A 19,819-nucleotide genomic window follows, 5' to 3' on the forward strand; every position below is an offset into this window, starting at 1 on the left:
CGTCGGCCCGCCCGGGCAGGCCGAGCATCATGTCGGCGCTTGCGCCGTCCGCTTGACCGGGGCCGAGTGGTGCGACTCGACCGGCGTCGCGTCATAGCGTGCCGAGCCCGCGCATGACGAGGTCGATCGCACGCCGCATCGTGGCCAGCAACTCCTCGTCCGACTGCCCCATCTCCATGCTGACCAGCCCGAGCGCCCCCACGGAGCCCGTCATCGCGCCCACCGCGGCCAGCGCCGTCATCCGGTCGATCTCGTCGGGAAACGCGGCGACGAACGCGTCGGCGATCCTGCGCTGCAGGTCGAACAGCACGTGCAGGCCCTTGGCCTGGACGCTGGGAACGGTGGCGAGCAGATTGCGGTAGACGTCCGTCAGCTCACGGTCGCCCGCCATGGGCCCCTCGGCCATGTATCCGGCCGACAGGGACAGCTCGCAGGTCCGCAGCAGCAGGTCGCCCATGCGTTCACCGGGCCGGCGCCCTTCGATCACGGACAGGGTCAGCTCGTAGTAGCGCTCGGCGTCGGTGAAGACCACGTCCTCCTTGCCGGAGAAGTAGTTGAAGAAGGTCTTGGTTGCTATGTCCGCCTCTGCACTGATCTGCGCGATGGTGGTCTGCTCGTACCCCTGCTCCTTGAACAGCCTGAAGGCCGTACGGACCAGCAGCTCCCTGGTCTGGCGTTTCTTGCGCGCCCGTCGCGTCTCCTCCACGGTGACGCATCTTACACGCCAGAAATTTTTACACACCTTGTACTTTTACACATCGTGAGGCTTAATGGCTTGCATCGGCCGTGCGAGTGCCGCCGGGCAGGACGTCGCTCGCACGGCGTACCCACCCGAGGAGTGACATGTCCGATCCATCAGAACTGCCGAGACTGCTGGTCCAGCACGCCGAGGCCTGCCCCTTCGATCCGCCGGAAGAGCTCGCGCGGCTGCGCGCCGAACGGCCCGTGGCGCCGATGACCTACCCGGACGGTCACGAGGGCTGGCTGGTGACCGAGCACGCCCTGGTCCGCGAGGTGCTGGCCGACCCGCGCTTCAGTCATCGGGCCGAGCTCGTCCACTTTCCGCTGCCGGGAGCCTCGCTCCACGCCGAGCCGCAACCGGCGCCGCCAGGGGCCTTCACCGCGATGGACCCGCCCGAGCACACCCGCTACCGCCAGCTGCTCACCGGCCAGTTCACCGTCCGCCGGATGCGCCGGTGGACCACCCGGATCGAGGAGATCGCCGCCGAGCTGCTGACCGCGATGGAGCGGCACGGCCCTCCCGCCGATCTGGTGGAGACGTTCTCGGGCCCCCTTCCCGGGCTGGTGATCTGCGAGCTGCTCGGCGTTCCTGTGGGCGACCAGGACGAGTTCGTCCGCGCGATGGGCATCCTCGGCCGCCTGGACGTGCCCGCCGGTGAGAAGGCGGCCGCCTTCGGCAGGATGCAGGCCCTCATGCTCGATCTCATCCGCGCCAAGCGCGAGCGGCCCACGGACGACCTGCTCGGCGGGCTGGTCAGCGGCAGTGACCTGACCGATGACGAGCTGGCGGTCATCGGCGGCGTACTGACCGGCGCGGGCTTCGACACCACCGCGAACATGATCGCCACCGGCGTCTTCGCCCTGCTGAGCCACCCCGGGCAGCTCGCCGCCCTGCGCTCCGACCCCGCCCTCGCCGGCAACGCCGTCGAGGAACTGCTCCGCTACCTGAGCATCATCCCCGCCACGGTGCGCGCCGCCCTGGAGGACGTCGAGCTCGGCGGCACGCTGATCAAGGCCGGGCAGTCGGTCACCGTCTCCGTCCCGGCCGCCAACCGCGACCCGAAGCACTTCCCCGACCCCGGCACGCTCGACCTCCACCGCCCCACGTCCGCGCACGTCGCCTTCGGCCACGGCATCCACCAGTGCCTCGGCCAGCAGCTCGCCCGGGTCGAGATGCAGGTCGCCATCCCCGCCCTGCTCGACCGCTTCCCGTCCCTGCGCCTGGCCGTACCGCCGGAGGAGATCCCCATGCGCGAAGACATGCTGATCTACGGCGTGCACCACCTCCCCGTCACGTGGGACGTACCGGCACACGAGGAGAATCGTTCATGAAAGTCATCCTCGTCACCGGAGCCTCGTCCGGCATCGGCAAGGCCACGGCGCTCGAACTCCTGCGGGTCGGCCACACCGTGTACGGCGCGGCCAGGCGTGTCCCGGCGATGGACGACCTCCGCGACGCCGGCGGCCACGCCCTCCCCATGGACGCCCGCGAGCCCGCGGACCTGGAGCGGGTCGTCCGCACCGTCGTCGAGAAGCAGGGCAGGCTCGACGTCCTGATCAACAACGCCGGCACCGTCCTGCACGGGGCCGCCGAGGACGTCCCGCTGTCCCGGGCCCGCGACCTGTTCGAGGTCAACCTGTTCGCCCCGGCCCGGCTGACCCAGCTCGCCCTGCCGCACATGCGCGCGCGGGGGTCGGGCACGATCGTCAACGTGTCGTCCGTCGGCGGCGAGATCTCCCTGCCGCTCGGCTGCTGGTACTACGCCTCGAAGCACGCGCTGGAGGCGTACTCCGACAGCCTCCGCATGGAGGTGGAACCGTTCGGCATCGACGTCGTGATCATCCAGCCCGGCATCATCAGAACCGACTTCGAGGACCACACCGCCCAGGACCTGCGGGAGATCTCCGGCTCGACCGCCTACGGCCCGATGGCCGAGAAGATGGCCCAGAAGGCCGAGGCCCAGAGCGCCGCCGACGCTCCGGCCTCCGACCCGGACCTCGTCGCGACCACCATCCGCGAAGCCATCGAGGCCGACAAGCCCCGGACGCGCTACGCCGTCGGCTGGCTGGCGGACAAACTCCTCGAACTCGACCGCACCCTCCCGGACCGCGACTTCGACGCCCTCGCCACCAACTCCCTCAGGTAGCGACGCGCGGCATCAAGTGATCACTTGCAGATGGGATGGCAAACCCACTTGCCATGCCACAGATAGCACCGCTCACACACACTGAACAGCCGTTCGTCCTTCGCGACGATCGAGGCCCGCTCGATCCCCAAAGGCGCCAGCAAGGCGGAGAGCCGCTGGTCGTCGTCCGCGTCGACGGCGGCGCTGAACTGGCGCTCGAACTCCCGGTCATGCTTGAGCAGGACCATCAGCTCATGAGACTGCCGGGCGTGACTCAGCAGGTCGTCGATCGTCGGCTGGGCTTCGTCGCTCATGCCGCGAGTTCTTTCCTGGATGAAGGACCCGAAAGCCTCCCGCTACTGATGTTTACCCGAGGTTGACGAGCCCATGAAACCGCCCCCTGACGTGCGGCGTTGTCACCGGACGGGCAGCCCGGTGACGGCGCGGCCGATGATGAGCCGCTGGATCTCCGACGTCCCCTCGAAGATGGTGAAGATCTTGGCGTCGCGGTGGAAGCGTTCCACCGGGTGCTCCCTGGTGTAGCCGGCGCCGCCCAAAATCTGGATGGCCTGTTCGGTCACCCACACCGCCGTCTCCCCCGCCACCAGTTTCGACATCGAGCCCTCCGCCTGCTCGAACTGCCTGCCGTTGCGGGCCATCCATGCGGCGCGCCAGGTCAGCAGCCGGGCCACGTCCACGCGGGTGGCCATCTCGGCGAGGAGGAAGGCGATGGCCTGGTTGGCGCCGATCTTGCGGCCGAACTGCTCGCGTTCGCGGGCGTAGTCCCTGGCGTACTCGAAGCCGGCCCGGGCGATCCCGACCGCCATCGCGGCCACCGACGGGCGGGTGGTCTCGAACGTGCGCATCGCGGCCTGCTCCCCCGCCCGCTCCCCGTTGCGTACGCGGGCCAGCCTGGCCTCCAGCTTCTCCCTGCCTCCCAGCAGGCACTCCCCGGGCACGCGCACGTCGTTCAGCACCACCTCGGCCGTGTGGGAGGCGCGGATGCCGTGTTTGCGGAACTTCTGCCCCATCGACAGCCCCGGCGTGCCCGGCGGGACGACGAAGGAGGCCTGGCCCCTGGTGCCGAGCGACGGGTCCACCGAGGCGACGACCACGTGGACGTCGGCGATGCCGCCGTTCGTGGCCCAGGTCTTGACGCCGTTGAGCACCCAGTCGGACCCGTCGGGTACGGCACGGGTGCGGATGGCGCCGACGTCGGAGCCCGCGTCCGGTTCCGAGGCGCAGAAGGCGCCCAGCTTGACGTCGTTCTCCGTGCCGAACATCTGCGGCAGCCACTCCCCCATCTGCTCGGGGGTGCCGTTGGAGGCGAGGGCCGCGGCGGCCAGGCCGGTGCCGGTGATCGACAGGCCGATGCCGGCGTCGCCCCAGAAGAGTTCCTCGAACGCCACGGGCAGCGCCAGGCCGCTCTGCTCGAACCACTGGGTGGCGAAGAAGTCGAGGGAGTAGAGCCCTATCTTGGCCGCCTCCTGGATGACCGGCCAGGGCGTCTCCTCGCGTTCGTCCCATTCCGCGCCCGCGGGGCGGATCACGTCGCGGGCGAACGTGTGCACCCAGTCGCGTACCTCGACCACGTTGTCACTGAGCTCCGGGCAGAACCCCGTCATCGCGCCGCACTCCTCGAACCGAGACGTTACCGGTGGTAACACCTTAGCGGCCGGTCACTCGTCGAGGGTGAGCATGGGCGGGCGTTCGCCGATGCCGACGTCCCGTGTGCGCACGTCGTACCCCTCCTGGCCTCTCCTGAACTGCGCCAGCCGCACCGAGGGCTCGCCCAGCGCGGCGATCTTCCCCTGCCGGTCGAGCCGCGACCAGGCGGCGAGCATGATCTGCGCGGCCATGCCTCCGAGCGCCTCGGTGGACTGCGGCGCGTGCTCGCGCGATCCCAGGTCCACCTGGGCGAACGCGTCCAGCCCCGCCAGTTCCAGCAGGTCGATGAGCAGGCCGAGTTCGACGCCGTAACCGGTGAGGAACGGTACGCGCTCCAGGGCGGAGCGCCGGCCGGCGTACTCCCCCGCGAGCGGCTGCACGAAGCCGGCCAGTTGAGGCCAGTGCAGGTTGATCAGCGGCCGGGCGACGAGCTCGGTGACCCGCCCGCCGCCGTCGGGGGCGCCGTTCAGCGGACGGTCATAGCACCCCTTGGCGTAGACGATCGTGGGATCGGCCAGCAGCGGGCCGAGCACCCCCGCGACCAGCGAGGCACGGAAGTTCCTGATGTCGGCGTCGGCGAACACCAGCACGTCCCCCGACGTGACGGCCAGCGACTTCCACAACGCCTCCCCCTTGCCGTCGAGCGGCTTGAGCCGCGGCAGGATCTCGTCCTGCGCGTGCACCGTGGCCCCGGCCCGCGCGGCCACGCGCGCGGTGTCGTCGGTGGAACGTGAGTCGATGACGACGACCTCGTCGACCAGCGCGCCGAGGTCCCGGAGGATGATTCCCACGATCTCCCCCACGGTCTCCCGCTCGTCGCGGGCGGGAAGCACCACGCTGATCGTGCTGTCCCCTTTGGCGGCCACCAGGTCCCGCAGCGGCCAGTCCCCGGCGGTCGACGTACGGCGTCCCAACCATCCGCGCACCTCAGGCAGCATGCGACCCCTCCCCCCGCTATCCCATTTGTCAGCTTATGCGAAGTCTTCCCGGTCGCCTGGTCCCGTCTGTATCGCTAGTCGTCCGCAGCCCCTCAGGTCACATACGTCTCCGCGCGGGGCCGGCGGCTGGATCGTCGACGAGGGCGGGGATCGCGGGTCACAACCACTACACTGAACGGGCAATCCGGTGTGGTCTTATCGAGAAGGTGGCGGAGTGGCGGAACAGCCGGCTGAGCGGCGTACACGGGGGCCCGGCGCGCACCACGCGCAGCGGCGCGCCGAGATCGCGGACGCCGTGCTCGCCATCGTCGCCGAACGCGGCCTGGCCGCCGTCTCCCTGACCGAGGTGGCCGCCCAGGCCGGCATCTCGCCCGGCCGGGTGCAGCACTACTTCCCGGCCAAACGGCAGCTCATCGAAGCGGCCTTCGAACGCGGCAACCACCTGTCCAGCGCCCGCATCCGGCAGCGGGTCGGCTCCGACCTCGGCGCCGCCGAGCCGCGGCTGGTCCTGACCACCGTGCTCACCGAGCTCATCCCGTACGACGCCACGACCGAGGCCCACATGCGGGTCCGCCAGTCCTTCCACGCCTTCGCCTTCGCCGACGAGGCCATCGCCGCCCGGCTGCGCGTCCTGTACGCCGCCTTCCACCGCGACATGGCCGGCCTCGTCGAGCGGGACCAGCGGGCGGGGCGCGTCCCCGCGGCCATCGACCCGCACGGGGCCGCGCTGTCGCTCGTGGCGCTGGCCGAAGGGCTGGCCGCCTACGTGCTCACCGGCGTCACCCCGGGGGGCGTCGCCCGTGAGCGGGTGCTGGCGGCCGTCGCCGGCCTCTATCAAGGAGCAGCGCCCCGTCCGTGAGCGGCGCGGAGTCGTCCCGCACGGCACGACCCTGCGCACGGCCGACGCTCCCGTCGGCGACGCGGACGTGGGACCAGAGCCATCGCGCGGCCGGTCGCCGTCTGGCCAGGCGCAGGGCCAGGGGCGCGAGGGTCAGCAAGGGCACGACCAGGAACACGGCCGCCGCCGCCCGCTGGCCGGTGAGCAGGTCCGGCGCGCCGGGCGGGGCGGTCTGCACGAGCCAGTCCGCCGCGACCGGCGGCCCCAGCATCAGGTACGTGCCCACCGCCACATTCGTCCCGGCGACCACCCCCAGCAGGCGCGCCCGCTCGCCCCGCGCGAACGGCCTGGGCAGCGGGTCGGCTCCGGTCAGCACCCATGACGTCACCAGGCCGACGCCGAGGAAGAGCAGTTCGGTGACCAGATGCGGGGCGTACCCGGTCAGCGACCACGCCAGCCAGTCCGTCCCGTACAGGAGCAGGAAGAGCAGCGGATAGGCGGCCAGGAGGACGGGCCCGGTCAGGCGCCGCCCGAAGGCGGGCGAACCCAGGCCGCCGGACCGGGACTGAGGTGAACCGAGAGCACCGGACCGGGACTCAGGCGAACCGAGGGCGCCGGACCGGGACGCCGGCGAGGTAACCCGGCCCGCCAGGGTCAGTGGAGCGCCGAGGCAGAGCAGCAGCGGCACCGCGACGGCCAGCGCGACGTGCTGGAGCGCCTGCGCGGGCAGCATCGCCCTGGCGTAGCCGGCCACTCCGCCGAGCAGCGCCGGCGCGGCCAGGCCGAGCCCCGCGTACCAGGCGATCGTGCGGCTGAAGGGCCACTCGGCCACCCTGCGCACGCCGAGCGCATAGGCGACGGCGGGCAGCGCCAGCAGCAGCACCACCAGCACGTCCGGCCGCCACTCGCCGATCAGCGCGCCTGGGGAGAACGGGGCCGGCGTGTACTCCAGCAGAGGATGCGCGTGCCCGCCGCCCTCGCCGCCGGGCGGCGGCGGAGTCCTGGCCAGGCCGACGCCGAGGCCCATCGCCACCGCCATCACGCCCAGCTCACCCGCCGCCAGCCGGACGAAGGTACGGCGTACCGCGCGATCGGCGACGCCCGCGACGGTCCTGCGCCGGTGGACCCAGCCGAACCAGCCGAGCACCGCCAGGGCGGCGATTTTGGCCAGCAGAAGGAGCCCGTACGGACTCCGCCACAGGTCGGAGAGGGCGTTCAGCCGCACCCAGCCGCTGACAGCGCCGGAGAACGCCACCGCCGCGAAGCAGCACAAAGCGATCGTGCTGAACCTCGGCAGCACCACCGGCAGGTCACCGGAGCGGCGGAAGTAGACCAGCACCGCGCCTAGCCCGCCGACCCACAACGCCATCGGCACCAGGTGCGCCATCAGCGCGGACACGGCCAGGTCGTGATCGCCCGCCGAGGCGGCGTGGCCGACGTACGCGGGCGGCAGCAGCCCGCAGACCGCGACCGCCACCGGGATCCCCCTCGGCAGCCGCGGTATCATCGTCGCCACCGCCACCACGAACGTCACCGCCGTCACCACCAGCAGGGCCCGCGTCTGCGGCAGGTCCGTGCCGACGCTGAGCAGGCCGGGGGCCGCGAGCAGGTCCGCCACCGGCATCGGGATGAAGCTGGACAGCGTGAGCACGTAGCCCAGCAAGCCGGCGAACGCCCATCCGAGTGCCCACCAGCCGGCCGCGCGCAGGCAGCGCGCCGACTCGGGCGAGGCCGCCGGAGCCAGTACGGCCGCCAGCGCGGTCCCCACGCACGCCACCGCGCACAGTTCGTGCGCGAACCGTGCCAGCGGCAGGCCCCAGTCGGTCAGCGGCCCCGCGGCCGGCAGCCCGGCGATCGGCGGCACCCCGGCACCTCCCCCGAACCGCAGCGCCGCCACCAGCACCAGAACGCCCGAGCCCACCGCGAGTACGGCGTACAGCCGTGCGGAAACTGCCATCAGGGAACCGCCACGTCGTCAGGGACCACACCGTCGCACGCGGCGGCCCGCCGTGCAGTCGCCGCGTACCTGGGATACGCGCGACCGGCGACCGGAGTTCACCCCAAACCGGTCAGTGGCGGCCACGCGGCATCCCCCGGCACGGAAACGACGGCCGATCGCCTTCGTCGCGGGCGGACGGCGTTCAGCGGCGGGCCGGGGCAGCGGGGACGAAGTCGTTGTGCGCGAGGACGCGGAGCAGGCTCAGATGCTCGATGGCGGACGTCCCCGGCACCGGCGTGTAGATGACGAGCCGCTGATCCTCGGCGGGGCTGAGCAGGGTCTCGCAGTGCAGCTCGATCGCGCCGACGGCGGCGTGGGCGACCCGCATCCGGCTGACGCGTCGTACCGCCACCTCGTGCAGGTCCCACAGCCGGGTGAACTCCTCGCTCGTGGCGCGCAGGCGGGCGACCAGGCGGGCGGAGGGCTCGTCGCCGCCCCGGCGGGCGTAGGAGGCGCGCAGGTCGGCGACGTGGTCCCGGCTGAGCGCGGCGCGTTCCTCCGGATCGTAGGCCTGGCTCATCGCCGGGTCGGTGAACCACCGCCAGACGAAGTTGCGGTCCTGCTCTCGGATCGAGCAGATGCACCCCAGCAGCGCCTCGGCCATCTGGTTGCGGGCGAGCAGGTCGCCGAGGTCGTTGGTGATGTGGGCCGGGGTCTCGGTGAGCTGGTCGAGGAGGTAGAGCAGACCGGGACTGACGTGGTCGTGGGCCAGCGGGCCGCTCGGGGGCCGGTGGCCGGACAGCAGATAGAGGTGGTCGCGCTCATCATCGGTCAGCCGCAGCCCGCGGGCCAGCGCGGCCAGGATCTGCAGCGAGGGTTGCGGGCTGCGGGCCTGTTCGAGGCGCATGTAGTAGTCGGCCGACATGCCCGCGAGCTGCGAGACCTCCTCGCGGCGCAGGCCGGGCGTACGGCGGCGCGGCCCGGCCGGCAACCCCACCTCCTGGGGACGCAGCCGCTCGCGCGCCCGGCGCAGGAAGTCGGCGAGCTGGGCCCGGTCCATGTCCATGCGTCCATGATGGCGCGGCCTCGGGGTCCGGCCGACCGCTCAGCCTAGGAGCGTGGATCCTAGGGAGGCCTGTCCGATTCCGCCTCTCGTCAACGCTTGGCAAGGTGAGTCCCGAACCGGGTTTCACCACGGCACCCGGAGTAAGAACAACAGGTCAGGGAGGTCGAGATGACGGTCGAGACGATGCGAGCGGTCCGGTTCGACGACTACGGCGGGATCGAGGTGCTGCGGATCGCCGAGGTGGAGCGGCCGGCGCCCGGTCCCGGGCAGGTCCTGGTGAAGGTGGTGGCCGCCGGGATCAATCCGGGTGAGGCGGCGATCCGCCTCGGGGTGTTCCGCGACGTCTGGCCCTCCACGTTCCCGTCCGGGCAGGGCAGCGACCTGGCCGGGGTGGTCGTGGCGACCGGTGGCGGGGTGGAGGCCTTCGTGGCGGGCGAGGAGGTGCTCGGCTTCACCGACAACCGGGCCAGCCATGCCGAATACGTCGTGGTGCAGGCGTCCGATCTGGTCCGGCGGCCGCCTGAGGTGTCGTGGGAGCAGGCGGGCTCGCTGTACGTCGCGGGCACGACGGCGGTGGCGGAGGTGCGGGCGGTCGGCCTGCGCTCCGGCGACACGGTGGTCATCGCGGGGGCCGCCGGCGGGGTCGGGACGATCGCGACGCAGCTCGCGGTCGAGGCCGGCGCCACGGTGATCGGGCTGGCGAGCGAGCGCAACCACCAGTGGCTGCGCGATCACGGGGCCGTGCCGGTCACGTACGGCGAGGGCGTCGCCGCCCGGATCAAGGCCGCGGCCGGGCACGTCGACGCCTTCATCGACAACTTCGGCAGCGGCTACGTGGACCTGGCGATCGAGCTCGGAGTGAGCCCCGACCGGATCGATACCATCATCGACGTCGCCGCGGTCGAGCGTTACGGGGTCAAGAACGAGGGCAGCGCCGCGGCGGCCACGGCCGAGGTGCTGGCCGAGCTGACCGAACTCATCCGCACGGGCCGGCTGGAGATCCCGATCGCCGCCACGTACCCGCTGGACCGGGTCCAGGACGCCTACCGCGACCTGGAACAGCGACACACCCGCGGCAAGATGGTCCTCAAGCCATAGCACGGCCGACCCAGCACCAATCTCCTAGACGGTCCCGCGCCGACCTACGGAGAGATCCCGCCTGAGTCGTCCGATCGGCCCGACGTCCGCGCCCGGGAAGGCCCCGCCCGAGACGTCCAAACGGTCCAGCGTCAGCACTCGGGAAGAGTCCCGCCTGAGATGTCGAACGGTCCAGCGTCCACGCCCGGGAAGGTGCCGCATGAGTCGTTCGGGCGGTTCGGCGTCTGCCTGTGGGAAGGTCCGGGTCAGTCTCGCGGGCGATCGGGGGTCAGTCGGGTCCTGGTCGGCGTAGGGCGAGGACGGCGATGTCGTCGAGGCCGGTCGTCGGGAGTCCGCTGAGCAAGCGGTCGCAGAAGGCGTCCACGGGTTCGCGGGCGAGTGTCTGCGCCAGCTCGCGCAGCCGTTCCAGCCCCAGGTCCAGGTGTTCGCCCATCCGTTCGATCAGGCCGTCGGTGTAGAGGAGCAGGGTGCTGCCCGGCGGCAGCGGCACCGTTGACGAGGGGCAGTCGAACACGTCGCCGATGCCGAGCAGTGAGCCGGTCGGGTCGTCGAGGAAACGCGCTGTTCCGTCGTACGTGACGAGCAGGGGCGGCGGATGACCGGCGACGGCGTAGTGGAGCCGGTGATCACCTTCGGTCTCCTCGACGCGGGCGAGCACGCAGGTGGCCGTGACCTCGCCGGACAGGGCCGACATCACCTTGTTGAGCCGGGTGAGGATCTCGCCCGGCGGCTCGCGGCGGTCCATCGCCAGCGCGCGCAGCATGTTGCGGAGCTGGCTCATCTCGACGGCGGCGGCGAGGTCGTGGCCGGCGACGTCGCCGATGGCGATGACGGGGGCGCCGTCGGGCAGGACGAAGGAGTCGTACCAGTCGCCGCCCACCTCGGCGGCGGCCGGGCTGGCCCGGTAGCGGGCGGCGATGCGCAGGCCGGGAAGGAGGGGCGGTTCGGCGAGCAGGCTGTGCTGCAGGGCCAGCGCGATCTGCTGGGCCCGCTGGAAGCGGATGGCGTTGCTCAGGGCGTCGTGTGCGTGGTCGAACATCTGGGTGAGCAGCGCGATGTCGGCCTGATCGAGCGGCGGACGGTTCCCGCAGGTCAGCGTCGTGACCACCGCCGGGACCGCGCCGTCGACGACGACGGGCAGGATGAGCATGCCGTTGACGTCGTTCTCCGCCACCCACCGCTGCGCTCCCGAGGGGGCGAGGTCCGGCGGCGGGTTGCCCGGCGCGAACGTCGCCAGCAACGGGCGCCGCTGCCGGACGGCCTGCACGAGCGTGTTCTCGGGCCGCACCTGCTCCTGCCCGTACGGGGTCATCATGGGCAGGCCGGGGCGTACGGCGGCCGCGACCCGCTCGACCAGCAGCGGCCCCCCGCGATCGGCGCCGGACATGTCGGTGATCAGGTGAATGCCGCACCCGTCGGCCAGTTCCGGCACGATCACCTCGGCCAGGGCGCGCAGCATGTCGGGCAGGCTCGACAGCTCCCCCATGGCCGCGGCGGCCCGGTCGAGCAGGTCCTGGGAGCGTCGTTCCTGCCATTGCCGCTCGACGTCACTGCAGCTCCCGACCCACTCCACCAGCCGGCCGTGCTCGTAGACGGGCACGGCCCGCACCCGGAAGTGCCGGTAGCCGCCGTCGGCGACACGCAGCCGGCAGACGTTGTCGTACGACTGCGCCCTGCTGTCGAGGGCGTCCTGCCACGTACGCAGGACCTCGGCCTGGTCGTCGGGGTGCACCATCCGCAGCCAGCCGTTGCCGCCGAACTCCTCCCACGGCTGCCCGGTCACCCGCTCCCAGCTGGGGCTCGGCTCGATCGGGTCGCCTCCGGGCCCCGTCACCCAGATGATCTGCGCGCTGACCTGGATCAGGCTCTGATAGCGGCGCAGGATGCGGCGGCGTTCGTCGGCGATGGCCTGGACCTGCCGGGCGGCGGAGATCTGCTCGGTGACCTCCATGGCCATCACCAGCACGCCGTGATCGCCGGGCCCGAACGAGATCCGCGACAGGCTGCAGGTGAAGAACCGCTCCTGATCCCGAGTCGAGCCCTGATCCTGACCCTGATCCTGATCCTGATCTTGGGTCGGGTTCTGGCACTGATCCTGACTCGGGCCCTGGTCCTGACTCTGGCTCGCGTTCTGCTCCTGGCTCGGGACCTGGTCGGGCGGCGCTTCCGTTTTCAAGGGGACGGCGGTGAGCACGACGGACTCGCCGGTCCTGAACACCTGGTCGCACAGCCGCCAGAAACGCTCCCGCGTCAGCGACGTGAAGGCGCACGGGAACGGGCTGCCCAGCTCGGGATCGCCCAGCTGGGACCGGCACATGCGGTTCAAGTAGATCAGCCGGTGCTCGGGGCCGCGCGTCACCGCCACGCCCACCGGCGCCGGATCCAGCATCTCGAAGGCCGGCCCGTCGCCGCAGCCGGCGCCGGCACCGAGACCACCACCCATCGTGACCTCCCCCTGGCCACAGCCCCCCGTGATCCTCATCCCCCGCGACGCGGCGGAAACACTCGGATCAGGACAGCAGACCGCGCTCGACGGCGGTCATGACGGCGGCGGTGCGGTCGGAGACGCCGAGCTTCTTGAACGAACGCAGCAGGTACGTCTTGACCGTCGCCTCGCTGATGAACAGCCGGCCGCCGATCTCGGCGTTCGTCAGCCCCTGGCCGACCAGCCGCAGCACCGCGCACTCACGCTCGGACAGCGCGGCCGGCTCGGGCGTCCGCGCGCGGAAGAGCTTGCCGGCCAGGGAGGGGGTGAGCACGGTCTCCCCGCGCGCGGCGGCGCGGACCGCGTCGATCAGCTCCTGCCGTGAGCTGCCCTTGAGCAGGTAGCCGGCCGCGCCCGCCTCCACGGCGCGCAGGATGTCGGTGTCGTCCTCGTACGTGGTCACGATGACGACCTTGGCGTCCGGCAGCTCGCGCAGGATGTGCCCGGTGGCGGCGACGCCGTCCACGCCGCCCATGCGCAGGTCGAGCAGGACGACGTCGGGCCGCAGCACCGGCGCCCTGGCGACCGCCTCCTCCCCCGAGCCCGCCTCGCCCACGACGGTGATGCCGGCGGCGGACTCCACGCACCGGCCTGCTCACCCTGGGAGCCACCACGGCGGCGGGCGACGGCGTCTACCGGGTCCGCGACGTCTCGGTGAACGAGGGCCTGCCCCTGGCCGAGATCGCACTCCCCGGCCTGCTCGCCCCCTTCATCGAACGACACCCCTGACCTCTCCCCGCTCGCCACGCGCCGGCCAGATCCCCGGACGGACCCTCCGCTCGCCATGCGGTGGCCAGGACCGGACGGGCTCTCCCCGCCCACCACGCGGCAACCGGGACCATCCGGACGGCTCCCGTGCTCGCCACGCGACGGCAGTACCATCCGGGCGGCTCCCCCGTTCGCATAGGGCGACCACGGCTTTCCGGGCCCTCAGTCACCGGTGGCGGTTTCCCGTGTCCTCGCCCGAAGGCCGGGTGGGGGCCGGTGAGTTCCCGGTGTGGGGTCGTCCGGGGGCGGTCGAGGCGGAGGGCATGGTGTCCGGCAGTGCGGCCTCCGGTGCTTCGAGCGGGGCGGCAGTGGATGAGCCGGGCGGTGGCGCGGACGCTCCAGACGCCGAGCCGTCCGGCGGCGCGGCGGTGCCGTTCACCGCGCCGCCTGTGCCGCCGTCTCCAACGATGCCCGTGCCCTCTTCCAGGTCGCCGCCTGCGCCGTCGGCCGTGCCACCGTCCGGCCCGGTCGTCGTACCGATGGCTGGGCCGGTGGGTGAAGCGGTGACCGCAGCGGGCGACCCGGACGGGCCGGTGGGTGACGGTGTGGCGGGCGGCCCAGACTGCATCGGGAGGTACGGCTGCGGCCTGCGGGCTGCGCGCCGCTCCCGGTCAGGACCGTGACGCTTGCCCGTGCCCGCCTTCTTCGCGCTCGTGCCGTCCCCTTGATCAGCCGCCATCTGCCCGCTGAACGCCTGGTAGATGAGGACGCCACCGAAGCTGACCGTGAACACGAGCGCGAGCACCGCCCCGACCCGCAGCCAACCCAGCCGCCCCCGCAACCCGTGCGACCATCCACCGCCCCCGGCCGCCGGCCCTACCACCGACGTCCCATCCGCCTGCCCCTCACCCACAGGCCCGCCGCCGATGAGGCCGCCGCCCGCTGGAGCATCGCATACCGGATCTTCGTCTGCCCGGGCCTCGTGACCCGCCGGGTCATCGCCTGCCTGAGCCGGAGCGTCACCACCGGCCGGAGTGTCGTGCCGGGCTGGGCGGGTTCGGCGGCTGGGCACGGTGTGTTGCTTGACCCTGTGGCCGGTGCGGCGCAGGAGATGGGCGTAGAACTCGGTCCCCACCGTGGTGGCCACGCTCATCACGGCCGCGCCGATCACCGTGCCGGTCACCCCGAGGTACGAGGCCGTGACCGCGGCGGTGAGCGCGGCCAGGCCGCCGCCGGTGATCTGCGCACCGCTCAGGCGCGCCGCGCGCCGCTTGCCGCGGTCGCGTCTGGTGGTGCTGGTCGGGGTTGGTCGCCTGCCGGTCATGCTTGCGCTGGCCAGCCTTCCTCATGGTCGGGCGCGGGCGCGCCCCGTGGTGGGTGTGTGGGTTCCCGCGCCCGTGCATGCCTGCGGCCAGGGTGCGGCACTGGGGCCGCGACCTGGTCGTGAGCGTGATGTGCGAAGCGCCGGAGGCCGGTGGACGGCCCGACGGCGGACCCTCGGGGGCGCTGCTGGAAGCAGCCACGATGGCATACCCGGGCAAAGCCGTCAGCAGCGACGCGCGGGGCATGTCCTACTCCTGGGCCGGACATTGCCATTTTGGGGACACCGGCCTGTGGCTCCCGCCGTCGTCCGGCTGCTGCCGGCTCGGTACCTACCCCTTGATCACAGCACGTCTCCGGACCGCGGACACAGCCCCGCTTCCCGCCGGACACGTCATGACCCGGCTAGGGAAATGCGGGACGGCATCCGGCGTGACGGCGGCATGCTTTCGGTAGATTCGTACGCACACGGACGTGATGGCGAGGTAACGGGTGCCGGACGAACACACTGCACAGGCGACAGGACGCGGGATGCGGCGGTACGGGTGGATGCTCGTCCTCGCCGCCGTGGTGCTCGCCGTCGACCAGTCCTCCAAGTTCTGGGCGGTCTCGGCGCTCGCGGACGGTGAACGCGTCACGGTCGTCCCCCAGGTGATCCAGCTACGTCTGCTGCTCAACCCTGGGGCGGCGTTCTCCATCGGCGAGGGCGTGACGTGGGTGTTCACCCTCGCGGCCGCCGCCGCGGTGATCGGCATCCTGTACGTGGGCAGGCGGCTGCGCTCGTCCGCGTGGACCGTCGTGCTGGGCGCGCTGCTGGGCGGCGCCACCTCCCACCTGCTCGACCGGCTCTTCCGCCCGCCCGGCTTCGCCCACGGCCACGTCGTCGACTTCATCGACTACGGCGGGCTGTTCGTGGGCAACGTCGCCGACGTCGCCCTCACCGGCGGCTGCGCCCTGCTCATGCTGCTCAGCGTGCGCGGCATCCCCCTCGACGGCACACCACAAGTTGAAGAGCCCGCCCCCTCCTAGCCTTCGCACAATCCCGGCCTCCGCACCATCTCGGCCCCGCGCCGCACGTGGCGACACAGGAGGCGGTGCGGCATGAGCTCTTCTGCGGCTTCCAGCCCCATCCATTACGGCGGCGCCGTGGCTCCCCACCCACCGCACTCCGGCTGACGGCCCTCCAGGAAACGGCCTCTGACCCTTCACCGGCTGAGCGCCGTAACGCGAGCCCACCTTGACCGGCCACGGGGCCAACCCCGTGCCCACCGGGGAGGCACACCGCCGGGAGACGTCCGTGCTGCCTACGGAGGGACACCGCCGGGAGACGTCCGTGCCCACGGAAGGGACACCGGCTTGGGCAGCCTCGTCCCGGTCACGATCAGCCGAAGGAGACCGCCGCGTCGTCGTAGGAGAGGTACGGGATTACGCCGCGGACTGCCCGCCGATCAAAGATCAATGAAGGAGGCCGAGCAGCGGCTACCGAGCCGGTGCCTGGCCGGCCTCCCGGGCCGCGCGTTCGACCCGGTCGTGATGCTCCGCCCACCACTCCTCGCCGACCCGCGGCAGGTTGTCGACGCCCTGCCGCAGCCCCGCCGAGCCGTCGATGAGCTCCCGCACGATGTCCGCGTGGCCGGCGTGCCGGTTGGTCTCGGCGATCACGTGGACCAGGATCCGGTGCAGCGTCACCCGCCGCCGCTCCTCCGGCCACCACGGCACCTCGCCCACGTGGTCGAGCGGCAGCGCGTCGAACGTCGCGTCGGCGTGCGCCCACACCCGGTGGTAGAGCCCGATGATGTCCTCGCGCGACTCCTCAGGGGTCGCCCACAGGTCCTCGTTGGGCTCGGCGTCGTCCTCCATCCACGGCATCGGCTCGGCGAACGGCCTGCCGAAGATGTCGCCGAAGTAGCCCGCCTCCACCCCGGCCAGGTGTTTGACCAGCCCCAGCAGGTTGGTGCCGGTAGGTGTCAACGGCCGGCGGACGTCGTATTCCGACAGGCCGTCCAGCTTCCACAACAGTGCCTCGCGCACGGTCTGCAGGTAGTGGCGCAGGTCCGTTTTCGGGTCCCAGTCAGTCATGCCCCGCATCCTCGCACCTGGCCCCGACAGAAGCATGCCGTCCGCCGAGGCCGGCCGCGCGTATCCGTGCCGTCCGCCAAGCCGGGGGCCGCGAACCCTGTTCGCGGCCCCCGGCCCCGTCCGTCCGCGGGAAGAAGGTCCCGTCGTCAGTCGGTGAGGGCGGTGCGGAGCTGGGTGAGGACGGCGCGCAGGATGCGGGAGACGTGCATCTGGGAGATGCCGAACTCCTGGGCGATCTCGCTCTGGGTCATGTTGCCGTAGAAGCGCATCAGCAGGATGTTCTTCTCCCGGGCCGGCAGGGCGTCGATGAGGGGTTTGACGGCGTGCTTGTCGAGGAGGTGGTTGAGGGAGTCGTCCTGGGCGGGCAGGAAGTCGCTGAGTTCGGCGGCGTCGTCTTCGCCGTTGTTGACGGGGGCGTCCAGGGACAGGGTGCTGTAGGCGGTGGAGGCCTCCAGGGCGAGCAGGACGTCCTCTTCGGAGATGCGGAGTTTGGCGGCGAGTTCGGCGACGGTGGGGGCGTGGCCGAGGGTCTGGGTGAGTTCGGCGGTGGCCTTGTTGAGCTCGATGCGGCGTTCCTGGTAGACGCGGGGGACGCGGATGGCCCAGGTGCGGTCGCGGAAGTGGCGTTTGACTTCGCCCATCATGGTGATCATGGCGTAGCCGCGGAATTCGTGGCCGAGGTCGGGGTCGTAGCCGTTGACGGCTTTCATGAGTCCGACGTAGGCGGCTTGGCGCAGGTCTTCCATGGGTTCGCCGCGGTAGCGGTAGCGGCGGGTGACCTCGGAGACGAGTCCTTCGTGCATCTGGACGAGGCGTTCGCGGATGCGGTCGGCGTGCTGGTCGGAGATGCTCGGGTCGGCCAGTTCGGCGAGCAGGTCTTCGGCGGTGAGCTGCTCGAATGCGACGGTCATGACGGACATGTGCTGCTCCAACAGGTGCCAGCGGCTCCGCCCATGACAAAAAGCCCAGGCAGAGGCACGCTTCGGTGACGCGTGAGGGAAGCCCTCTGCTGGACTTCTGCGATCAAGAATGCCCGCAGACGGCGGCCTAAACCCCCAATTTGGATAACAAATGCATTACGGCCGCAATGGGCCACTCGTTCAGCCGGCGGTGGCGTGCCGTTCCAGGAAGGTGTAGACGTCGGCCTCGTCCACACCGGGGAACGACCCGGGCGGCAGCGCGGCGAGCACGTGGGAGTTGGCCCTGGCCGACGGCCAGGCGTAGCCCTCCCAGCGTTCGGCCAGGTCGGCGGGCGGGCGGCGGCAGCACTCGCCGCTCGGGCAGCTCGACTTGGTGCGGTTGGTGGTCTCGCGGCCCCGGAACCAGCGCGACTCCTTGTACGGCACCCCGAGCGTGATCGCGAAGTCCCGTTCGCGCGACGGATCGACGTGGGCCACGCAGAAGTACGTCCCGGTGGGCGAGTCGGAGTACTGGTAGAACACCGAGAAGCGGTCCGGCGAGGCGAACACCTGCCGCCCCGACCACTGCAGGCACATCCGCTGCCCCTCGATGGCCCCCTGCTCGTCGGCCGGGAAGACGATGCCGTCGTTCTCGTACGCCTTGTAGATCGTGCCCCCCGCGTCGTTGCGGACGAAGTGGCAGACCAGGCCGAGATGGTGGGTGGCGAGGTTGGTGAAGCGATGGGCGGCCATCTCGTACGACACCGCGAACACGTCCCTCAGGTCCTCCACCGACAGCGCCCGGTCGGCCTTGGCCTCCTGGAGGTAGAGCGCGGCGGCCTTCTCGGGGACGAGGACGGCGGCGGCGAAGTAGTTGGCCTCGGTGCGCTGGCGCAGGAAGTCGGCGAAGTCGCGGGGTTTGTCGTGCCCGAGCGCGAGGTGCCCGAGCGTCTGGAGCAGGATCGTGCGCGGGGTGTGCATGCCCAGCTGCTCGTGTTTGACGTAGATGCGGCGGTTGCGCATGTCGGTGATGGAACGCACCGAACGGGGCAGGTCCTGGGCGGTGTGCACGGTGTAGCCGAAGTGCGTGACCAGGCTCTGGATCATGCTCTGGGACAGCGCCCCCGTACGGTATCCGACCGCTTCGAGCGCCTCGGCGGCGGCCTTCTCGATCTCGGGGAAGTAGTTGCCCACCTCCCGCTGCCGGCGCCGCAGCTCGGCGTTGGCGACCCTGGCCTCCTCGGGCGTGGCGGTGCCGCGGGCCTGGCGGGCGCGCAGCTCGCCGTACAGGCCGAGGAGGTGTTCGAGCACGTCGTTGGGCACGCGCGCGGACACCTTCAGCCGGGGCAGGCCGAGCCCGGCGTAGACGGGGTCGCGCTGGGCCTCCTCCAGCGCGATCTCCAGCTGGGCGCGGCGGTTGGGCGGCTGGCGGCGCAGCAGCTCCTCGACGGGGACGCCGAGCGCGGTGGCCAGCGACTTGAGCAGGGAGAGCTTGGGCTCGCGCTTGCCGTTCTCCAGCAGGGAGAGCTGGCTGGGGGCTCTGCTGACGCGCGCGCCGAGGTCGGACAGCGTGAGCCCGCGCTGTTTGCGCAGGTGACGCAGGCGCTGGCCAAACGCGATCAGATCGAGCTCCTGCGTCAAAGACAGCGGTTCTTCGCCCAGCAAGGAGGCCATACCGAATCTTAGACAGAAATTCGGCCCATCTTCCAGGCTTTCGGGACTCCGTGGCCGAGGGATCCAGGACCCCGCTTCCGCAGAGGGGATTGGTCTAGGCCAACGGTAAAACATGCGATTTCTTCGCTGCTGAATACCGACAAGTAATGCTCAAGACGAGAATTTCGACGGTTCTTCTCTGCAGTTTGCCCTATTTGTCGCGGGCGGCCAGGGCAGAGACTCGGCGTGAGCCCCCAGGGG

The 19,819-nt window shown here is 71.4% G+C and carries 17 protein-coding genes; 5 read left to right on the forward strand and 12 right to left on the reverse strand.

Translation table 11 applies throughout. The features are described from left to right. Positions 1-91: 91 nt before the first annotated feature. Positions 92-706 (reverse strand): TetR/AcrR family transcriptional regulator, encoded by a 615-nt coding sequence (locus OIE67_RS25505; RefSeq protein WP_326644505.1) that lies wholly within the window; start codon positions 704-706, stop codon positions 92-94. A gap of 137 nt (positions 707-843) precedes the next feature. Here OIE67_RS25505 and OIE67_RS25510 point away from each other — a divergent pair, with 137 nt between their 5' ends. Both OIE67_RS25510 and OIE67_RS25515 read left to right on the forward strand, forming a co-directional pair. Next, positions 844-2,073, forward strand: coding sequence for a cytochrome P450 (locus tag OIE67_RS25510; RefSeq protein WP_326644507.1), 1,230 nt, complete (start codon positions 844-846; stop codon positions 2,071-2,073). Continuing rightward, the gene (locus OIE67_RS25515; protein ID WP_326644509.1) at positions 2,070-2,888 is read left to right on the forward strand and encodes an oxidoreductase; all 819 of its coding nucleotides are present in this window, start codon (positions 2,070-2,072) and stop codon (positions 2,886-2,888) included. Before OIE67_RS25510 ends, OIE67_RS25515 begins: the two co-directional genes overlap by 4 nt. A 20-nt stretch (positions 2,889-2,908) precedes the next feature. On the opposite strand, the gene OIE67_RS25520 is transcribed toward OIE67_RS25515, so the two are convergent. The 3 genes from OIE67_RS25520 to OIE67_RS25530 form a co-directional block, all read right to left on the reverse strand. Beyond that, positions 2,909-3,181, reverse strand: a complete 273-nt coding sequence (locus OIE67_RS25520) for a hypothetical protein (protein ID WP_326644511.1) — start codon at positions 3,179-3,181, stop codon at positions 2,909-2,911. A gap of 102 nt (positions 3,182-3,283) precedes the next feature. Next, a complete protein-coding gene (locus OIE67_RS25525) occupies positions 3,284-4,492 on the reverse strand; it encodes an acyl-CoA dehydrogenase family protein (protein WP_326644513.1) in 1,209 nt (402 codons plus the stop codon). Between the two features lie 54 nt (positions 4,493-4,546). Beyond that, positions 4,547-5,473, reverse strand: coding sequence for a glucosyl-3-phosphoglycerate synthase (locus OIE67_RS25530; RefSeq protein WP_326644515.1), 927 nt, complete (start codon positions 5,471-5,473; stop codon positions 4,547-4,549). 214 nt (positions 5,474-5,687) lie between these two features. Here OIE67_RS25530 and OIE67_RS25535 point away from each other — a divergent pair, with 214 nt between their 5' ends. Continuing rightward, positions 5,688-6,332: a TetR/AcrR family transcriptional regulator gene (locus tag OIE67_RS25535; protein WP_326644517.1), complete on the forward strand. Its 645-nt coding sequence runs from the start codon at positions 5,688-5,690 to the stop codon at positions 6,330-6,332. Here the strand turns inward: OIE67_RS25535 and OIE67_RS25540 are convergent. Both OIE67_RS25540 and OIE67_RS25545 read right to left on the reverse strand, forming a co-directional pair. Further along, positions 6,253-8,268: a bifunctional copper resistance protein CopD/cytochrome c oxidase assembly protein gene (locus OIE67_RS25540; protein ID WP_326644519.1), complete on the reverse strand. Its 2,016-nt coding sequence runs from the start codon at positions 8,266-8,268 to the stop codon at positions 6,253-6,255. The genes OIE67_RS25535 and OIE67_RS25540 overlap by 80 nt on opposite strands. Positions 8,269-8,452: 184 nt before the next feature. Next, on the reverse strand, positions 8,453-9,316 hold the full coding sequence (locus OIE67_RS25545; protein WP_245956614.1) for a helix-turn-helix transcriptional regulator: 864 nt from the start codon (positions 9,314-9,316) through the stop codon (positions 8,453-8,455). A 168-nt stretch (positions 9,317-9,484) separates the two neighbouring features. Here OIE67_RS25545 and OIE67_RS25550 point away from each other — a divergent pair, with 168 nt between their 5' ends. Then, the gene (locus OIE67_RS25550; RefSeq protein ID WP_326644522.1) at positions 9,485-10,414 is read left to right on the forward strand and encodes an NADP-dependent oxidoreductase; all 930 of its coding nucleotides are present in this window, start codon (positions 9,485-9,487) and stop codon (positions 10,412-10,414) included. Positions 10,415-10,682: 268 nt separating this feature from the next. Here the strand turns inward: OIE67_RS25550 and OIE67_RS25555 are convergent, their stop codons facing one another. From OIE67_RS25555 to OIE67_RS25565, 3 genes are all read right to left on the reverse strand, one after another. Continuing rightward, a complete protein-coding gene (locus OIE67_RS25555) occupies positions 10,683-12,857 on the reverse strand; it encodes a SpoIIE family protein phosphatase (protein WP_326644524.1) in 2,175 nt (724 codons plus the stop codon). 67 nt (positions 12,858-12,924) lie between these two features. After that, positions 12,925-13,482, reverse strand: coding sequence for a response regulator transcription factor (locus tag OIE67_RS25560; protein ID WP_326644526.1), 558 nt, complete (start codon positions 13,480-13,482; stop codon positions 12,925-12,927). Positions 13,483-13,833: 351 nt separating this feature from the next. Further along, positions 13,834-14,931 carry a hypothetical protein gene (locus tag OIE67_RS25565; protein ID WP_326644528.1) on the reverse strand — a complete coding sequence of 366 codons (1,098 nt, stop codon included), beginning with the start codon at positions 14,929-14,931 and terminating at the stop codon, positions 13,834-13,836. A gap of 527 nt (positions 14,932-15,458) precedes the next feature. On the opposite strand from OIE67_RS25565, the gene OIE67_RS25570 reads away from it, so the two are divergent. Further along, positions 15,459-15,956 (forward strand): signal peptidase II, encoded by a 498-nt coding sequence (locus OIE67_RS25570; RefSeq protein WP_326644530.1) that lies wholly within the window; start codon positions 15,459-15,461, stop codon positions 15,954-15,956. Positions 15,957-16,406: 450 nt separating this feature from the next. Here OIE67_RS25570 and OIE67_RS25575 read toward each other — a convergent pair whose 3' ends face one another. The 3 genes from OIE67_RS25575 to OIE67_RS25585 form a co-directional block, all read right to left on the reverse strand. Continuing rightward, positions 16,407-17,006, reverse strand: a complete 600-nt coding sequence (locus OIE67_RS25575; RefSeq protein ID WP_326644532.1) for a DinB family protein — start codon at positions 17,004-17,006, stop codon at positions 16,407-16,409. A gap of 146 nt (positions 17,007-17,152) precedes the next feature. Next, the gene (locus OIE67_RS25580) at positions 17,153-17,926 is read right to left on the reverse strand and encodes a SigB/SigF/SigG family RNA polymerase sigma factor (RefSeq protein ID WP_407674862.1); all 774 of its coding nucleotides are present in this window, start codon (positions 17,924-17,926) and stop codon (positions 17,153-17,155) included. 180 nt (positions 17,927-18,106) lie between these two features. Next, positions 18,107-19,579, reverse strand: coding sequence for a helix-turn-helix domain-containing protein (locus OIE67_RS25585; RefSeq protein ID WP_407674879.1), 1,473 nt, complete (start codon positions 19,577-19,579; stop codon positions 18,107-18,109). Positions 19,580-19,819: the final 240 nt, after the last annotated feature.

It is taken from the genome of Nonomuraea fuscirosea, assembly GCF_035917475.1.
GTDB lineage: Bacteria > Actinomycetota > Actinomycetes > Streptosporangiales > Streptosporangiaceae > Nonomuraea > Nonomuraea fuscirosea.

Excerpts from the sequence above, each read along its gene's own strand:
- OIE67_RS25510 (WP_326644507.1), top strand. The coding sequence starts at position 844 with ATGTCCGATCCATCAGAACTGCCGAGACTGCTGGTCCAGCACGCCGAG.
- OIE67_RS25515 (WP_326644509.1), top strand. The coding sequence starts at position 2,070 with ATGAAAGTCATCCTCGTCACCGGAGCCTCGTCCGGCATCGGCAAGGCC.
- OIE67_RS25520 (WP_326644511.1), bottom strand. The coding sequence starts at position 3,181 with ATGAGCGACGAAGCCCAGCCGACGATCGACGACCTGCTGAGTCACGCC.
- OIE67_RS25525 (WP_326644513.1), bottom strand. The coding sequence starts at position 4,492 with ATGACGGGGTTCTGCCCGGAGCTCAGTGACAACGTGGTCGAGGTACGC.
- OIE67_RS25530 (WP_326644515.1), bottom strand. The coding sequence starts at position 5,473 with ATGCTGCCTGAGGTGCGCGGATGGTTGGGACGCCGTACGTCGACCGCC.
- OIE67_RS25540 (WP_326644519.1), bottom strand. The coding sequence starts at position 8,268 with ATGGCAGTTTCCGCACGGCTGTACGCCGTACTCGCGGTGGGCTCGGGC.
- OIE67_RS25545 (WP_245956614.1), bottom strand. The coding sequence starts at position 9,316 with ATGGACATGGACCGGGCCCAGCTCGCCGACTTCCTGCGCCGGGCGCGC.
- OIE67_RS25550 (WP_326644522.1), top strand. The coding sequence starts at position 9,485 with ATGACGGTCGAGACGATGCGAGCGGTCCGGTTCGACGACTACGGCGGG.
- OIE67_RS25555 (WP_326644524.1), bottom strand. The coding sequence starts at position 12,857 with ATGGGTGGTGGTCTCGGTGCCGGCGCCGGCTGCGGCGACGGGCCGGCC.
- OIE67_RS25565 (WP_326644528.1), bottom strand. The coding sequence starts at position 14,931 with ATGACCGGCAGGCGACCAACCCCGACCAGCACCACCAGACGCGACCGC.
- OIE67_RS25570 (WP_326644530.1), top strand. The coding sequence starts at position 15,459 with ATGCGGCGGTACGGGTGGATGCTCGTCCTCGCCGCCGTGGTGCTCGCC.
- OIE67_RS25575 (WP_326644532.1), bottom strand. The coding sequence starts at position 17,006 with ATGACTGACTGGGACCCGAAAACGGACCTGCGCCACTACCTGCAGACC.
- OIE67_RS25580 (WP_407674862.1), bottom strand. The coding sequence starts at position 17,926 with ATGTCCGTCATGACCGTCGCATTCGAGCAGCTCACCGCCGAAGACCTG.
- OIE67_RS25585 (WP_407674879.1), bottom strand. The coding sequence starts at position 19,579 with ATGGCCTCCTTGCTGGGCGAAGAACCGCTGTCTTTGACGCAGGAGCTC.